Below are 15618 nucleotides of genomic sequence, written 5' to 3' on the forward strand. Positions count from 1 at the left end.
CGCGTCCATTCGTGGGTTTCAGGCATCGCCTCCAGATGTTTTGCAGGAATGGCGTAACACTCGCGGTCGGTCATGCGGTAAAGGTTCGGCAGGCGTTGGCCGCCTTTCGTGCATCCACCTTTGCGGGTCACTGCCACCAGTCCAACAGCGCATAAGGCACGAAGGCTGCGGGCCAGTGTCAGGTGATGACTGATTCCGCATTTTTTTGCACGACTAAGAGGTAACGACAGGTCTCCATTGTTGTACCCTTTCAGCTCGCGTAGCAATGCTAGATAGGCCAGCACATCATGCGGTGACAAGGCTACAAAGGCAGGGCTGTCATACACGTCGCTGTAGACGCGCAGACTGTGCCCCCGTGGGTCGCGTTGGGGTTTCAGTTTGCTCACGCTGTAGCCCCTTTCCTGCACTTTGCAAGCCAGGTGTAGATTGCGCGTCGTCCTTGCTCGGTCAGGCTGTACACACCAGGGCGGCACGGATAACCGTCGCGGTCAATAAAGCGGATGCGGTCACATCTCAGGTGTTCATCCCCTAACCCACGGCGGCGAAGTTCCGCTATCAGTTCTGGACCGTTAGAACACCCTGCAATGTTGTCCACGTCTTCGCGGCGGCGGGGTCGCTGTAGCAATGCTTCTATCACTCGCAGGTGACGCGGGTTATCAGTTCCGGTAAACTTTGGCCTGTTCGGGGCGCTCGATTCTGCTTTTGTGGTGTCGGGTGTTTTCATTTGGCAGCCCTCCACCAGCGTGAAGGTGTTGCACACCACAAGCGCAGTGCCAGCGCCATCAGAGCGGCCCTCATGCCACCCCCAGCACACGTTTAATTTCAGCAGTGGGCCAGTGCAGCTTTGCACTGCCAGGGATGCGCAGGGGGCGAATAGGCCCCGATTCTTTGCAGGCGTGTATGCGGGCTGTTTGCGGCGCGATATGCATGTAGTGTGCATATGCGGCGGTGTCCACGGTAGGACGGGTTTCCAGTTCCAGCGGTGTGAACTGGTTTGGTGCATGGCTTGCAGCCACACGGGTTTTATTGCTGTGATTTACAGCCTGAGTCGTAGATAGCATCTCTGTATCTCCTGCGCCTCTCGGCGTTAGGGCCTTTGAACAATTGACTGGCCTAACTGCCAATCAATACAACCAGAACAATCGCTGCTTTAAGTTGTTGAACAAAGTTTAAAAGCGTTGCGTAACGATTGATAGGTCAAAAGTTCTGAATCAATTGGTGCGAACAATTGATTTATGGACTTTTTCGGCTTCAATGTGCGCGTCCCATGCTCGTGCATCCTTTACGACTTAAATAAATCGCATGTCAGCTCGGTAATAGTGCTGCTCAAGCGCTGATATTTTCATTGGCGCGGTTTTTTCCTTCCAAGCATCAAGGCGACAAACCAATTTGATTGCCTCCACGACGGATAGCTTTGAATCGCCAATGACGATATCAACGTCAAGCCTAAATTCCGCTTTGTCAGCAATTCCCCATTCGGTCCTGCGACCAGCAGGTTTAACCACTTTGAAACCGGGTACATGCGACTTGGCAAGTGCCAACGTTAGAGCTACCCAATTGCCCTCGGGCACTTGGTGCGCCTTAAAAAGGTCTGGCAACTTGGCAAACATTTCGTCAGTAGTGCGCTGCGCCTCTGCCCGGTAAGCGTCTTCACCAGCCAATAGTCCAATTCGTTTTTGTGCAATGGTCTTACTTAAACTGCCCGTGTATTTGAAAGGCTTGCTTTTTTCCACTGTCGCACCCCTTCTAGGTGTCGCCCTCATTGGGTGCCCCAGCCTGTCGGTGAAGGTGTCCGACTTTTCGCCAGCGGTAATTAGTCGCGGGCTAGGCAGGGGCAAAACTGTTAATGGGCTGGCTCAGGCGTGACGCTCAAGCGAAGCCCCACGGCGTGCAACACCTTATGCACGGTCGCAATAGTCGGGTTGCCGTTTTCGCTCAGTGACTTGAACAGGGTTTTTTCTCCCATGTTGGCGCGGCGTGCCACCTCGGCCATGCCGTGCGCCTTGGCAACCTGTCGCAGTGCCACCAGCAGCGCGGCGGGGTCATCCAGTTCTAAAACGGCCTCGATATAGGCGGCGGCCTCTGCCGGTTCGGTCAGGGCCTGCAATGTGGCCTGTTCATAGCTTTTGTCGCGTGCTGTCATGTTTCACCTCTTTGTTTCCAGTCGGCCAGGTACGCCAGGGCTTGCCTGATTGATTTATCCTGTTCGCTCTTATCGCTTCCAACCAGCAGCAGCACCAGCACCGGCCCCTGTCGGCTCAGGTACACACGGTAGCCCGGCCCGTGGTCTATGCGCAGTTCCTGCACGCCGTCGCGCAGGGGTTTGCAGTCGCCAAAATTCCCAGCCTTCACCCGTGCCAGCCGTGCCCGAATGCGTGCCCTGCCTTGCGCGTCTTTCAGTGCGTTCAGCCAGTCCTCAAACGGTGCCCGGCCTGTTGCGTCGGTATAGACGCGAATATCTGTCATGGTATCTTAAAAAATACTACTTGTGTTTTAACCGGCCACCACGCGCAGCACACCGGGCGCGGCCTTGGCATCAAACACAATCCCGGCCTGCTCCAGAATGTGCGCTTCAATCTGTGCAAGGTACGGCCTCAAGGCGTCAACACTTCGCGGGCGGTAACCTTCAGCGGTCGCGCTTGGCTTGTGCCCCATCACTTGTGCAATCGCACCGGCAGGAGCTCCGGCAGACTCACCCAGCAACGAAAACGAACGGCGCAAGCCGTGAATAGTCAGGCTGTCGATACCGGCGCTTTGCAGGGCTTTGGTATGGCTGGCGCGGGTGTCGGTAATGCGGCCCGCTTTACCACGGCTGGTAAAAACAAATTCATTCACACGCGGCAGGCTTGCAAGTTGGTGCGCTAGATACCCGGTCAACGGAATAACGCGGGTCGCTTCCACCTTGTCGGCAAGGGTCAGCTTACGCCACTGAAAATCCACATCGGCCCACTTCAAGGCGGCTATTTCTTCACGGCGGGCACCTGTCAGCAGCAAGGCGCGTAAATACACGCTGGCGGTGCGGTTGTTCAGCTGCTCTACACCAGCCCACCAGCCGGGCACCTGTGCGGCTTCAAGGGCATCAGTGCGGCGCGTGTTGCTTGGCAAGCCCTCCACGATGGCGGCAGCTTTCCCGGCGTCACGGTCAACCAGGGCGCGATATTCCGGGCGACCAGCACACCAGCGCAGAAACCCGCGAAACATCATCAGGGCGCGGGCGGCTTGGTGTTCGCCTGATATGGCCTCGCGGTCGTACCAGCTTTTCAGGCTGTCCTCATTCACCCCAGCCAGCGGCAGCGCCAGCAGCGGATAAATCGGCCCCGGGCGTGTGTTGCCCTCCCCTCGCTTTTTCTTGACTCCCCCAGCCCCAGCCATCGCCTCTAGGTCGGCACGATAACGGGGCTTGAACGATGCTTTGCGCTTGGGCTTGCCTTCCATAAGGTAGCGCGGCCAAACATCGCCGACGGTCACGGCTTGGGCAGTAGCGGCGGCAAGGTTGGCAGCTTTCGCGGCGTCTTGTTGGCGCTCCAGTTCGCGGGGGTCTTGCTTGTCAGTTTTGATTGAAACAGCCAACTCTCGGGCCTTGGCCTGTGCCTCTGGAATGCTCAACACGCGAACGTCGCCAATTGTCCGGCGGATGGTTTGCCGATTCAACTTGGCCTCAAACACGAACGACTTTGCGCCAGCGGCGGTAACCCGAACACGCAAGCCAGGCGTTTTGACATCCCGCAAAAAGGATTGCAGTTTGCCGGGTGGGCATGTCAGGCGTTCGATTAAACCAGCGGACAACTCTTGAGCTTCGCTTAGGTCTATCGGTGCGTCTTTTTTCGGTCTTGCCATCGTGTGCCCCAATCCATGTAGCCACCATGTAGCCACTTTTGAGCTATTTTGGCGAATTTGAATCAACACACGAACTGTTTACTTATCCAGCTAACACCGTGAAAAGTGTTGATTTGTATAGAGTTTATAGGGGCAAATCAACACAGGCAAATACTATTTATCGGTCATTCGTAATGAGAAGGTCGGGTGTTCGATTCATCTCTCCGGCACCAAATGAAATTGGGATAGGCTTCCGGGTCTATCCCCTTTTTCACGTAGTCGGTACGTAACCGCTACTTGATTATGCTCCTGAGCCATTTTGCAGTTCAGCTTGCATTTGCTGCCCATAGAATTCGTCCGCTTCATCGCAGGCGGCGAACATTTCATGGAGCGTCTTTTTCCACCATTCTGATCCGGCGGAAAAGCATTCGAGATCTTCCTCTTTAACCTCAAGCCCAGACGCAGACTTTGGGTGCGTAAGCCTGTCTCGAACGGCGACAGCCTTTTTCATCGATTCCCATCCGTTGTGACTAATATCCGGCTGGTACTTTGCGCCGTGATTCTTGACATAGCAACGAACTGAAAACAGCAAGTTCGGAAGGAACGGCTGATAATTTCCTTTACGTTCCGGCTCGCCTTTGTTGTTTAGTTGAGCGCGCTCCTCGCGTAGAAGCGCAAGTTCTGCATCTGTCAAAAAGTTCGTTTCGGCGAGAGAAGCCTGCGTGACTTGGCCAAGTTGAAAAGCGAAGCCCTCAACATATGCAAAATAAGTGCTGAACAAATTGCGATACGCAAACTGGGTCGGCTTCTCACGCTTGAGCTGCAATGCGTTCTCTAAATCGGCCGAAAGGACCTTGTAGACACATTTGAGCTCGTCAACGGCCTGGGCGCGGTTCATTCGAGACCCACCGAACAGATGGAACTTCTCCGCGCCACTTTCACTATTTTCATAGAACACCCTTATTTCTCGTTTCACCTATTTCCGACTGAAAAATTGCCTAGATACCAGAGGCCAGCGCGGGCACACTTGCGTGCATGGTTATCGCCCCTGAATCACTGGCAAATTTAAGCGCTCAAGAGCTGCGTGAGATGGTCACGGGATTGATGGCCAGAATCACCGAGCGTGACGTGCAAATAGTCCAGCGTGACGAGGCCATTGCGAGCAAGGACTGCGAGATCAAATACCGCCAGGCCAAGATCGACCAGCTCACGCACGAGATGGCGGTCTTGAAACGCTGGAAGTTCGGCAGTAGCCGTGAGCAACTCGACACAACCCATGCAGTCGGGGGCGAACCATCACGCGGGCTGCGGCTGCAAGCCGGCCAACAGCGCCATCAAGGCGTCGACATCCAACGGTTTGACCATGTGATGATCGAACCCCGCGTCCGCGCTCCTTTGCAGGTCGTCCATCTGGCCATAGCCGGTCAGTGCCACCAGCACGGTGTTCTTGCCCCACTCCTCGGCTCGGATGCTGCGGGCCGTGTCGTACCCGTTCATCTTCGGCATCCCGATGTCGCACAACAAAATGTCGGGCCGAAACTTCCTGGCCGCCTTGATACCCGACTCTCCGTCGTAGCAAGTGATGACCTCGTTCCCCAACATCTCGAGAAGCTGACTGAGCGAGTTCGCGGCGTCCACGTTGTCGTCCACGACCAGAATGCGGTGGCGTGTAATGGGATAGACGGGGTCGGGCTGAACAGTAGGCTCGTCCCCGGCGACCGACAAAGCCACCGGCAGGCGCACAACGAACTCGCTGCCCCTGCCTTGGCCCTCGCTGCGGGCCTCGACCGACCCGCCGTGCATCTCGACCAGGCGCTTGACGATAGAAAGGCCGATACCCAAACCACCCTGCGACCGTTTCAGGTTATCGTCAACCTGGGTGAACATCTGAAAGACGTGCGGGAGCATGTGCGTCGGGATGCCGCTGCCGTTGTCCTGAATCGAGACGACGGCTTCAGCGCCCAGCTGTTGGATTCTCAATTGGATTCGGCCTCCACGGTCCGTGAACTTGACGGCGTTGTTCAAAAGGTTTGAGAAAACTTGCGCTAGCCGTGTCAGGTCAGCGTCCACATAGATTGGGCCGGGGGGGAATTTAATCAGCAACTCGTGATCAGCCTGTGCGATGGCCGGTCGGCTGGCCTCAATGGCCCCCTGAATGGCCGTTGCCAAATCAATGTGCTCCTTACGAAGATCGATCTTGCCGCGGCTGATGCGGCTCATGTCTAGGAGGTCATCGATCAGGTGCACCATTTGCCCAAGCTGGCGCTCCATCATCAAGCGGATTCGCTCGGTCGCTTCCGCGTCGCCTGGTGCCAGGCGCATGATCTGCAAGCCGTTGCGAATCGGGGCGAGGGGGTTGCGCAGTTCGTGCGCCAGCGTGGCCAGGAACTCGTCCTTGCGCTGGTCTTCCTGTTGCAGACGGGCGACCAAACGCTCGCATTCCTGCTCACCCCGCTTGCGGGCGGTCACATCGCTGGCCATGCCAAACCACTCGACCACCGTACCGTGGTTGTCCATCAGTGGGATGGCCCGCGAGAACGTCCAGCCCAGCGTGCCGTCGATCCGCAAGACTTGGTGCTCCAGCTCGAAGGGGCCTTTGGTCCGGACGGCTTCCCGTATGGTGTCCGTGACGCGCTGCTGGTCGCAGGGCTGGATGTATTTTTCCAACCAGGAGCAGTTCGGCTCGAGCGTGTCGGCGATGAACTCGCGGCCCTGAAGCTGGCGCATCTCGGTCCAGTCCGCGTTCATGCGGTACACGATATCCGAACTGGCACTAATTAGGGCTCGAAACTGCTCCCCGCTGGCCCGCAACGCTTCGCTGCTCTCCCGCCGCAGCCGGGCCATCTTCAGGTGGGCCGTCACACGGGCCAGCAACTCCTTGGCACTGAACGGCTTTGCCAAGTAGTCGTCAGCCCCTTCTTGCATACCCTCGATGCGGCTTTCCTCCCCGGCACGGGCAGAAAGCATAATGACCGGCACACCGCTCGTGCGAGGGTCAGCACGCAGCGCCTGCAACAGCCCGAAGCCGTCGAGCCGGGGCATCATTACGTCGGTCAGGATCAGATCCGGTATCCGCTCGCGTGCCGCCGCAAACGCCGCCTCCCCGTCTGGCACGGCCTCAGTGCGGTAATGCGCGTCCAGCAGACGGACGACGTACTTGCGCATGTCGGCGTTGTCGTCGGCGACGAGCACCAGGGGGCGTTCGTCATCGGGCCCATGGGACGACGTGGCGGGGCCTGTCGGGTCGTCCTGAATCGACGGCAACTCTGATCCGAGAGCAGAGCGCTGATCAACGTCGGGAAGCCAGCGCAGAGCTTCCTCGACGAACGGACTCGCCCCAGTGGTGGGATTTGCGGCGGTGGGCCTGTTGCCGACCTGGTCAGGGGGCAGGTGCTTCGATCCCAGCGGAATCGAGACGGTGAACGTCGTCCCGCGTCCGGCCTCGCTTTCGGCGGTGATCGAGCCGCCGTGCAGGTTGACCAGCTCTTGCACCAGGGCCAGCCCGATGCCGCTCCCTTCGTGCGTGCGTCCGCGTGCGTTTTCGACCCGGTAGAAGCGTTCAAACAGCCGCGGGATTTCCTCGGCGGGGACACCCGTACCCGTGTCGCGGACGCGCAGTTCGACGGCGCGGTCGGCCTGTCGCAGAGAGACGGAAATTTCCCCCTCGAAGGTGAACTTGAAGGCGTTCGACAGCAGGTTGAGAACGATCTTCTCCCACATGGCGCTATCCACAAACACTGGCTCGCCGAGCGGTGGGCAATCGACGCGAAGTTTCAATCCGGCCTTCTCGCAGGCCGAGCGAAAGTTGCTGGCGAGATCAGCGGTGAACTCCGCCAGGGCTGTCGGCTCGTACGCTGCGCGGACCCGGCCGGCCTCGATCCGAGAGAAATCCAGCAGGGTATTCACGAGGCGGTGAAGTCGCAGCCCGTTGCGGTGGACGACTTCCAACCGCTCCCGTAGCAACGGCGGCAAATTCTCGTCTAATGCGGCCAGTGCGTCTTCGACCGGCCCCAGCATCAGGGTCAGTGGCGTGCGGAACTCGTGGCTGACGTTGGAGAAAAAAGCGGTCTTGGCCCGGTCGAGTTCGGCCAGCGCCTTGACCCGTCGGCGCTCGTCGTCATGCGCACGGGCATTCGCTGCGGCGGTGGTCACGGCGGCAGCGAGCATGTCGTAGAAGCTGCGATACGCCTCGTTCATCCTCAAGCGAGCGCTGACCCCGGCAATGAAGACGGCGACGGGGCGAGCGGCTCCTGGCAGGATGATCGGCAGCGCGAGTGCCTCGTCCGGCGGTTCGGGATAGGGTCCGAAGGAAGTCAGGCCGATCCTCTGCCTGACGTCGTGCACCTGTACGGCCGACCCCGAGCGAACAACTTCTTCCAGAGGCCAAGGAGGCTGTTCCTTCACTCCCGTACCTGCCGTGTTCAGGTTGGCGACCGGATCGGCGTGGAGGTCGGTCGCACTGACCAGCTGGGCTTGATCGCCGTTGGGCTCCAATGCGTAGAGCCGGACAAATGGCAGGTCGGGGGCATACTCCGCGAGAGCGTGAGCGGACAGGGAAAGCGCTTCGCTGACGGACTTCGCTTTGCCTGTTTGAGCGGTCAGGTTATGCAGTGCCCGTGTCCGGCGCTCGCTGAGCATCTGGGTGGTCATCTCGATGACGGGGTGGAACAGGCCGCCGACCCGTCCGGCCTCGTCCCGAACGGGGCTGAATGAGAACGTGAAGAAGCACTCCTCCACGTACCCGTGCCGTTCAAGGAAAATTTGCTGGCTTTCAAGGAAGGCGGTGTCGCCGGTCAAGGCCGAGTCGTGCGCCTCCCCAATTACCGGCCACGCCTCCTTCCAGCACTCCGAGAAGTTCTGCCCCATTGAGCGAGGATGCTTGTTCCCGCAAATGACCCGATAGGCATCGTTGTAAAGCTGGACGAGGCCTGGCCCCCAGATGATGCAGATAGGCAGATCCGAGGCCAGGCAGATGCTGACCGTCGTGCGCAGGCTCTGCGGCCACCCCTCAACCGGTCCCAGCGGGGTCGCTGACCAGTCCATCGACCGGATCAAGCTACCCATCTCGCCGCCCCCCAATAGAAAGGCGAGAGGGTTTGGTTCGGCGGCTATCTTTTCACTGCACTTCATAGGCGCCTTGTAGGTACGGGAATTAAGTCAATGCATTACGGCGGTTCAGTTCAATAATAGGGGATTCGGCGCCGCCGTTTGCCCACGCCGCCCCACTGACGCCAGTTGAGAAGCGATGACGTCGAAAAGCCCGGTTTGGTCCTGCCAGAGCCGAACGAGCGTCCGATCTGGGCGTGGCTCCTGAATGTAGCTTGTTGGCGTTACCCGCAATCCTGAATCGGCGACACGGTCAAGATGCCGCACCCAGACGCTTACATTGCGATACTCCGCATTGGCCACTGACCAGCGCTACAGACTCGCGAAAATGGAAAGCGGTGAAGTTGGGTGCGCTCTCACTAGCGCGCAGCGCCACTCAGCAGGCATAGCGCCCGGCATGACCGCGCTGGTGGAGGCAGCAGACACATATCGAGCGCCGAAGGATCGTCACCACCTGCCGCCGTCGCGGTAGCCGATCAAGCTCTTGCGCAGCACTGTCTATATGCCAATTAAGCCGCCAGCCTTCTTAGAACGTACGTAAGTAGCTATAAGAATAATAGCGACTACCAAATGATGCTGGTACAAACTAATTCGGATCGTTTCGTTCAGCCGTTGGCAGGAGACGCTTGCCCAGTTCCTTGAGGAATTCATTGTGTTTGCGCGTTGCCTTTTGGATGTCCTCCTCGATCTGGACCAGATCGGCAGGAATAGGCGCCCGCCAGGTAGTACTCCGGGCGCGTCAGGATGGCATAGGGGATATATCTGTCCTGAGCACGCCACTCGACCTCGATCCGCGTCCATGGGCTGGTGGCTTCGCGTCGTGCCTGGACCGCATGTGCCCGGCGGTTATTGCGTGCGGCTCGGATTTTGACGCACCATTCGTCAGCGCCAGCCGCCATTGCACGGGCGATGATTTCAGCGGGTATGAAGTATTCAGAAACCCAGCCCACGGGTCCATCATTGCACCCGGCAGACTTGTCTATTGATTGAATCTGCCAGCCGTAATCGTTCGCCAGGTAAAACACAACGGCACCCAGCCGGGTAGTGCTGGCCACGTAAACGGTGTCGAGACTGGTCAGGCTCTCACCAGCCAGCAGGCGGACAAGCACATCGGCGGTACCTCATGCGCTGCAAACAATGCTGGCAGTTTGGAAAGAGCTTCATCAATCTGGCGTTGATATTCAGCCCTGACCGGATACTCGTCTTTCAGCCCCACCAACGATAAGCGGCGCTTTGTTATCAGCTTTTTCAGCGTACCCGTGTATTTCATGGTTGTAGCCCTTAAAGGCGTCACTTCATTAGGAGCCCCAGCCTGTCGGTGAAGGTGTCCGACTTTTCGCCAGCGGTAATTAAGCGCGGGCTAAGCGGGGGCAAAACTGCCTTTTTCTCGATTCGGTTCTTAGGGGGAACCACGCATTGGGCTGCAACCAGTATGGATGCCTGGCTGTTGCTGTCCAGCCTTGAAAAGTACCGTTAATTGTTTTTGTCCCTCACTTTTTACTTGACCAAGCTAACATCAGCACCGAATAGCCGGAAACAGGAATTTACCTTGGTGCAAGAAAAAAACTTAGTAGAAGCAGAACAAAAGCGAAAATCCAACAAGGCATGGATTGGCTGGACTCTTTTTTGCGTATTTATCGTGGGCTCTATTGTGTTCATGTTGGTTATCGATTCCATCTACGCACCAAGTGACAAGCAAACAGCCTCGCAACCAGACGTTATTAGCGAGTGAATTAGCCAGTCACCACTTGCAGCGCACCGGGCGCGGCTTTGGCATCAAACACAATCCCGGCCTGCTCCAGAATGTGCGCTTCAATCTGTGCAGGGTATCCGACGCGGCTGCTTGGGCGTAACGCTTGCATCGTCATTCACTGCTTTGATAGTGTTGGAAATAGGCATGATTGAATTCGTCTTTCAATTAGAGTCAGGGGCTGGGCGGTGTTTGCCCACCAATCAGCTCCGTTTTTTGCCCTGGGTGAAACGCGCCAGACCTACCCGCTATTTAGTTCAATGTTTGCTTTTTTTCCTGTGATGCTGACGCTGCAATTCGACCTTGTCTGACAGCGCGGCAATGGCGTAATGTTTACTATTTTTGTTTTATCTACTTAGTAACGAATATTATGAAAACCGTAATACTTGCACTTGCACTCATCAGTAGCCTTACACTTTTTTCGCAAGCTGCCGAGGCAAAAGGTTGCCTGAAAGGGGCAGTCGTTGGCGGCGTCGGTGGTCATTTGGCTGGTGGACATGGGGTGTTAGGCGCTGGGGCCGGGTGCCTTGTCGGTCGCCATATGGCCAATAAAAAATCGAAACAGGAAGCGGCGGGCAATGGTGAAACTCCGGCAAAGCAATAATGGAATCGAGCTATAAAGCCTGTTTTTGCAACGGTTAAATTCTGTTACGGCTTTCCGGCATCCTCAGCAATCGCCCCCAATTTTCCGGGCTCAGCGTCAGGCACAAACATCATCCCTGCCTGCGGTATGTGCGCTTCAATTTATGCGGCCTATGGCCTCAAAGCGTCAACACGTCGAGGACGGCACCGCGGAAAAGCGCCTTATTGGTGGCCTTCCATTCTTAGGACACGAGATTAGCCGGGCACTTCTCCTCGAACCGACCAGGCCCTGGCGACCAGCGAAATTGTGCCGTCCGCGTGCATCGGGAGGCTCTCTTGCAGGTGACGGCGCAGGCGCGCCCGCGACGTTTCATCCAGCGCCATCGCATAGGCGGGAGCAGGTCCCTGGCCGCCGAGAAACGGTTGCCAGTAGTCTTCGAAGCTTGGAAAGTTTGTCGGGATGTCGATGGCGCTCACTTCGATTCCGGCCAGCCCTGCGTCAGTGAAAAGCGCCTCAAGCGCGTCCGGGCGGCATAGCGGAAACCGGTTGCCTTCGTTGAGCCGTGCCGCGCCGGGATTGAGTTCGACCGCTGCGTCCCAGAAATGGCGCATCAGTTCCATCTTGCCCGCGTAATCCCAGACGTAGGCCGCTATAGTGCCGCCGGCAACCGTGACCCGCGACATCTCGCGCAGGGCTGCGTGCCCATCCGGAACGAAGTTCAGGACCAGCCCTGAAACGGTCACGTCGACCGACTTGTCGTCAAGCGGAATCGCCTCGGCACCTGCCTGCCTGAACATTGCCCGGCCGGCCAGCTGCCCAGCAGCCTTCCCGAGAAAACCTTCCGAAGGCTCGATGCCGACGACCGATGATGGCGAGCACCGGTCGAGAATCGCCGCACTCAACGCCCCCGTGCCACACCCTACGTCCAGCCAGCGGCGGCTCGGCGGAATGTTCAGCCATGAAAGGAACTGTGGCGCGACCTGTCGGCTCCAGCGGCCCACGTACTGTTCATAAGGCTCGCCTCGTTCCCACGCGTCAGATAGCAGTGCGGATGGCATGATCGGACGCCCCATTACTCCTTTAGATAGCGTGCAACACGGCACTAAGACCCGGCTGGCCCGATTGAGCTGGCCAGCACCTTGTCAATACGCTTGCCATCAAGGTCAAGCACTTCAAATCGCCAGCCCGCACACTCGACCCGGTCGGCAGTCTTGAGCAAACGGCCCGACACGCTTTGCAGCAAACCAGCTACGGTGTTGTAGCGCCCCCTGTCCTCTTCCGGCAATTCCCGAATGTCGAGCCTGGCCTTGAGCTCGGACACGGGCATGACGCCGTCAATCAGCCAGCTGCCGTCTTCACGCTGGATGGCCCAGGCATCGAGCTGCGCGCCGGTTTGCAACTCGCCGGTAATGGCTTCGAGCATGTCCATGGGCGTCATGAGGCCCTGCACCACGCCGTATTCGTCCACCACGAACAGGATGCGCGTCGACCTGGCGCGGAACTGCGCCAGCAACTCCATGCCGGTCAGTGTTTCGGGGACAAACACCGCCGGAACAGCATAAGCGCCAATGCGGTCATCCACCGAAGGCGCGGACGATGACAAATTGCCCCCGGACACCATGTTAATCTGGCCACGCAAAGCCAGCAGCTTGGCCACGTTAACCACGCCGACCACATCGTCCAGACCGCCCCGGCAAACCGGATACCAGGAATGTCCGGTCGCACCCGCCTTGTCGATGGCTTGGGCGATGGTATCGGACGCGTCGAGCCACTCAATGCTGGAGCGCGGCAGCATCAGGGAAGTGAGCAGGCGGTCATCGAGCAGAAACACATTTTGCACCATCTGGTGCTCGTGTTCTTCAATCAATCCGGCATCGACACCCTCTTCCAGGCTGGCGGCAATCTCCTCCTCGGTCACCGCGCGGCCTACCGAAACATCCACATGCAACAGTTTGAGCACGCCATGGGTGCTCAGTGAGAGCAACCGGACAAAAGGCTTGGCGCCACTGGCCACCCACATCATCGGTCTGGCTACCAGCCTGGCCACGGTTTCGGGGTATAGCTGCCCGATGCGTTTGGGCACCAGTTCACCGAACACAATCGTGACGTAGGTAATGACCGTCACCACAATGGCCGTGGCAGAAATATCAGCGGCGCGAAGTGCGACGCCCAGGCCCTGAAGCCACATCGATACGCCACCACTGAATGCCGCCTCGCCAATAATGCCGTTCAGCATGCCGATGGACGTGATGCCAACCTGCACCGACGAAAGAAATTGCGTGGGATTGTCGAGCAGTCCCAAAGCCGCTTTCGCCCCCTTGTCCTGCAATTCGGCCATGGCGGCAAGCCTTGCCTTGCGGCTGGAAGCCAGCGCCATCTCGGACATGGCAAACACACCGTTAAGCAGTGTCAAAAAAACGATAAGAAGGAAATCCATGAATCCAGGGGCAAAATAAACACCATGCCACTTTACTGTATCGGCGACCTGCAGGGTTGCAACGCGCCATTTCAACGTCTCCTGGAGAAAATTGATTTCTCTCCAAGCCGCGATACCCTGTTTCTTTTAGGTGACTTGGTGAACCGCGGGCCAGACTCGCTCGGGGTGTTGCGCAGCTTGACAGCGCTGGGCGATGCGGCGCAGTGCCTGCTTGGCAACCATGACCTGCACCTGCTGGCGTTGTGGCAAGGCGTGCGCAAACCGGGCCGTAAAGACACCGTGCAAGCCGTGTTGCAGGCGCCGGACAGCCCTGCACTGCTGGACTGGCTGCGCCACCGCGCCATGGCCATGCACCGCGAAGGCTGGCTGATGGTGCATGCGGGCGTTCTTCCGCAATGGAGCGCGGCGCAGACGCTGGCGCTGGCCGCCGAGGTGGAGCAAGTGCTTCGGAGCCCCGACCTGAAGGAGTTTTTACGCGACATGTATGGCAATACGCCGGCCCAGTGGCAGGAGAATCTTGAGGGGGCTGACCGCTTGCGGGTGATCGTGAATGCGCTCACCCGTCTGCGCTTTTGCACACCGCAAGGCGTGATGGATTTCACCAGCAGCGAGAGCGCCGCCAACGGGCCGGCGGGTTACCTGCCGTGGTTTGACGTCCCGGGGCGGGCGACCCGGGGCACGCCCATGGTTTTCGGGCACTGGTCGACCCTGGCCCAGGACTCAGGCACGGGCCGGGGACTGCTAGGCAATACCCTGGCGCTCGATACGGGCTGCGTCTGGGGTGGTTGCCTGACTGCGGCCAGACTGGGCGTCCAAGCCGCCACGTTTGAATTGATTCAGGTGCCATGCGAACAGGCCTTGGAACCCGGCAAAACCGCCTGAAGATTCTTTGTAGGGAACGTCTGAAAAAGTCAAAATCGCGCTGAATCAGTTCTATTTGCTATGTAATTCATAGCACAATAAAGCCGTAATTGCTGGACGTCAGCCTATATTTCTTTAATTGACGGCGGTTTGCGCAGAGCCGAAGCCGGTGGACAAGTAGCCTCATCCGCCCAAGTGCGCGCCACGCTCGCCGAAAGCAGCAGCACAGCCGAAGAGAAGTAAATCCAGATCAGGATCACGACCAGCGAGCCAGCCGCGCCATAGGCCGACACCACCGCAGCGGTGGACAGGTAAATCGCCATGAGGTATTTGCCAACCTGGAAGAAAATTGCGCCCACCGCCGAACCCATCACCAGATAGCGAAGGCCCGGTTTGGGGCCTTTGCTCATTTTCATGAGCGCTAAAAACAGCGCGGCGCTAAATCCGAAAGACACTGCTTCGTTAATCAGCCAGGCGAGCTTTTCAAGTGGCAGGTAACTTCCAGCCCAACCGGACAAGAGATTGAAAAATGTGGAAATCGCCAGCGACACCAGCAGCAAAAAGCCCAGGGCCAGAATGTAGGCTACGCCGCGCAGGCGCAAGGATGCGCTGTGCCACCACTTTTGCTGGGGCGCTTCGCCGCTGCCCTGCCGCCACAGGCGCTCAAACGCATCCTGTAATTCGACAAAAACACCGGTTGCGCCTGAAAGCAGCAGGCCGAAGGCAACGAGTGAGGCGGTAATGCCTTCAGACGGCTTTTGCGCGCTGGCCAGTGCCTGCTGGACCACCTGCGCGCCTTGCGCGCCGATAACGCCGCGAATCTGCCCGACCAGGCTGGCTTCGATATAGCTGCGGTCAAGCCACCATCCCAGGACGGCGACCAGTAATACCAGCAACGGGGCCAGACTGAGAATGCCGTAAAAAGACATCGCCGCACTCATGCGCAAGCCATCTGCATCAAGCCAGCGAACAATCGCACGCCACAGCGGGCGGTAAATTTTCCGAAGCATTGAAGACCCCAGAGTGGCCAGCGCCGGGACGCGCTCAGCCGGTTTGGCCGTCATC

17 protein-coding genes are annotated in these 15618 nt (G+C 58.3%); 3 read left to right on the forward strand and 14 right to left on the reverse strand.

Going from position 1 to position 15618, the window contains the following annotated elements; translation table 11 throughout:
- The 10 genes from HHJ19_RS07020 to HHJ19_RS07065 form a co-directional block, all read right to left on the reverse strand.
- The coding region (locus HHJ19_RS07020) for a hypothetical protein (protein WP_296905321.1) at positions 1-386 on the reverse strand (386 nt) is incomplete at its 3' end.
- Between the two features lie 408 nt (positions 387-794).
- Positions 795-1061, reverse strand: coding sequence for a hypothetical protein (locus HHJ19_RS07025; protein ID WP_296905323.1), 267 nt, complete (start codon positions 1059-1061; stop codon positions 795-797).
- A 228-nt stretch (positions 1062-1289) separates the two neighbouring features.
- Positions 1290-1733, reverse strand: coding sequence for a hypothetical protein (locus tag HHJ19_RS07030; protein WP_296905325.1), 444 nt, complete (start codon positions 1731-1733; stop codon positions 1290-1292).
- 110 nt (positions 1734-1843) lie between these two features.
- Positions 1844-2143 carry an addiction module antidote protein gene (locus HHJ19_RS07035; RefSeq protein WP_296905327.1) on the reverse strand — a complete coding sequence of 100 codons (300 nt, stop codon included), beginning with the start codon at positions 2141-2143 and terminating at the stop codon, positions 1844-1846.
- The gene (locus tag HHJ19_RS07040) at positions 2140-2466 is read right to left on the reverse strand and encodes a type II toxin-antitoxin system RelE/ParE family toxin (RefSeq protein WP_296905329.1); all 327 of its coding nucleotides are present in this window, start codon (positions 2464-2466) and stop codon (positions 2140-2142) included. Before HHJ19_RS07040 ends, HHJ19_RS07035 begins: the two co-directional genes overlap by 4 nt.
- Positions 2467-2493: 27 nt before the next feature.
- Positions 2494-3837: an integrase family protein gene (locus HHJ19_RS07045; protein ID WP_296905331.1), complete on the reverse strand. Its 1344-nt coding sequence runs from the start codon at positions 3835-3837 to the stop codon at positions 2494-2496.
- Between the two features lie 280 nt (positions 3838-4117).
- Positions 4118-4792: a hypothetical protein gene (locus HHJ19_RS07050; protein WP_296905332.1), complete on the reverse strand. Its 675-nt coding sequence runs from the start codon at positions 4790-4792 to the stop codon at positions 4118-4120.
- Between the two features lie 89 nt (positions 4793-4881).
- Positions 4882-5094, reverse strand: a complete 213-nt coding sequence (locus HHJ19_RS07055) for a hypothetical protein (RefSeq protein WP_296905334.1) — start codon at positions 5092-5094, stop codon at positions 4882-4884.
- Between the two features lie 18 nt (positions 5095-5112).
- Positions 5113-8859 carry an ATP-binding protein gene (locus HHJ19_RS07060; protein WP_296905336.1) on the reverse strand — a complete coding sequence of 1249 codons (3747 nt, stop codon included), beginning with the start codon at positions 8857-8859 and terminating at the stop codon, positions 5113-5115.
- Between the two features lie 710 nt (positions 8860-9569).
- A complete protein-coding gene (locus HHJ19_RS07065) occupies positions 9570-10031 on the reverse strand; it encodes a hypothetical protein (protein WP_296905337.1) in 462 nt (153 codons plus the stop codon).
- Positions 10032-10423: 392 nt separating this feature from the next.
- On the opposite strand from HHJ19_RS07065, the gene HHJ19_RS07070 reads away from it, so the two are divergent.
- Positions 10424-10654, forward strand: a complete 231-nt coding sequence (locus tag HHJ19_RS07070; RefSeq protein ID WP_296905339.1) for a hypothetical protein — start codon at positions 10424-10426, stop codon at positions 10652-10654.
- A gap of 1 nt (position 10655) precedes the next feature.
- On the opposite strand, the gene HHJ19_RS07075 is transcribed toward HHJ19_RS07070, so the two are convergent.
- Entirely contained in the window at positions 10656-10784 is a 129-nt protein-coding gene (locus HHJ19_RS07075) for a hypothetical protein (protein WP_296905341.1), read from the reverse strand.
- A 258-nt stretch (positions 10785-11042) separates the two neighbouring features.
- On the opposite strand from HHJ19_RS07075, the gene HHJ19_RS07080 reads away from it, so the two are divergent.
- Entirely contained in the window at positions 11043-11276 is a 234-nt protein-coding gene (locus HHJ19_RS07080) for a hypothetical protein (RefSeq protein WP_296905343.1), read from the forward strand.
- Positions 11277-11509: 233 nt separating this feature from the next.
- On the opposite strand, the gene HHJ19_RS07085 is transcribed toward HHJ19_RS07080, so the two are convergent.
- Positions 11510-12313: a methyltransferase domain-containing protein gene (locus HHJ19_RS07085; protein ID WP_296905345.1), complete on the reverse strand. Its 804-nt coding sequence runs from the start codon at positions 12311-12313 to the stop codon at positions 11510-11512.
- Positions 12314-12357: 44 nt separating this feature from the next.
- Entirely contained in the window at positions 12358-13692 is a 1335-nt protein-coding gene (locus tag HHJ19_RS07090; RefSeq protein ID WP_296905347.1) for a hemolysin family protein, read from the reverse strand.
- 24 nt (positions 13693-13716) lie between these two features.
- Here HHJ19_RS07090 and HHJ19_RS07095 point away from each other — a divergent pair, with 24 nt between their 5' ends.
- Complete coding sequence (locus tag HHJ19_RS07095; RefSeq protein ID WP_296905349.1) at positions 13717-14574, forward strand: symmetrical bis(5'-nucleosyl)-tetraphosphatase; 858 nt, start codon at positions 13717-13719, stop codon at positions 14572-14574.
- Positions 14575-14678: 104 nt separating this feature from the next.
- On the opposite strand, the gene HHJ19_RS07100 is transcribed toward HHJ19_RS07095, so the two are convergent.
- The gene (locus tag HHJ19_RS07100; RefSeq protein ID WP_296905351.1) at positions 14679-15563 is read right to left on the reverse strand and encodes a YihY/virulence factor BrkB family protein; all 885 of its coding nucleotides are present in this window, start codon (positions 15561-15563) and stop codon (positions 14679-14681) included.
- Between the last annotated feature and the right edge of the window lie 55 nt (positions 15564-15618).

The sequence above is a fragment of the Polaromonas sp. genome, assembly GCF_012927415.1.
Lineage (GTDB): Bacteria > Pseudomonadota > Gammaproteobacteria > Burkholderiales > Burkholderiaceae_C > Polaromonas.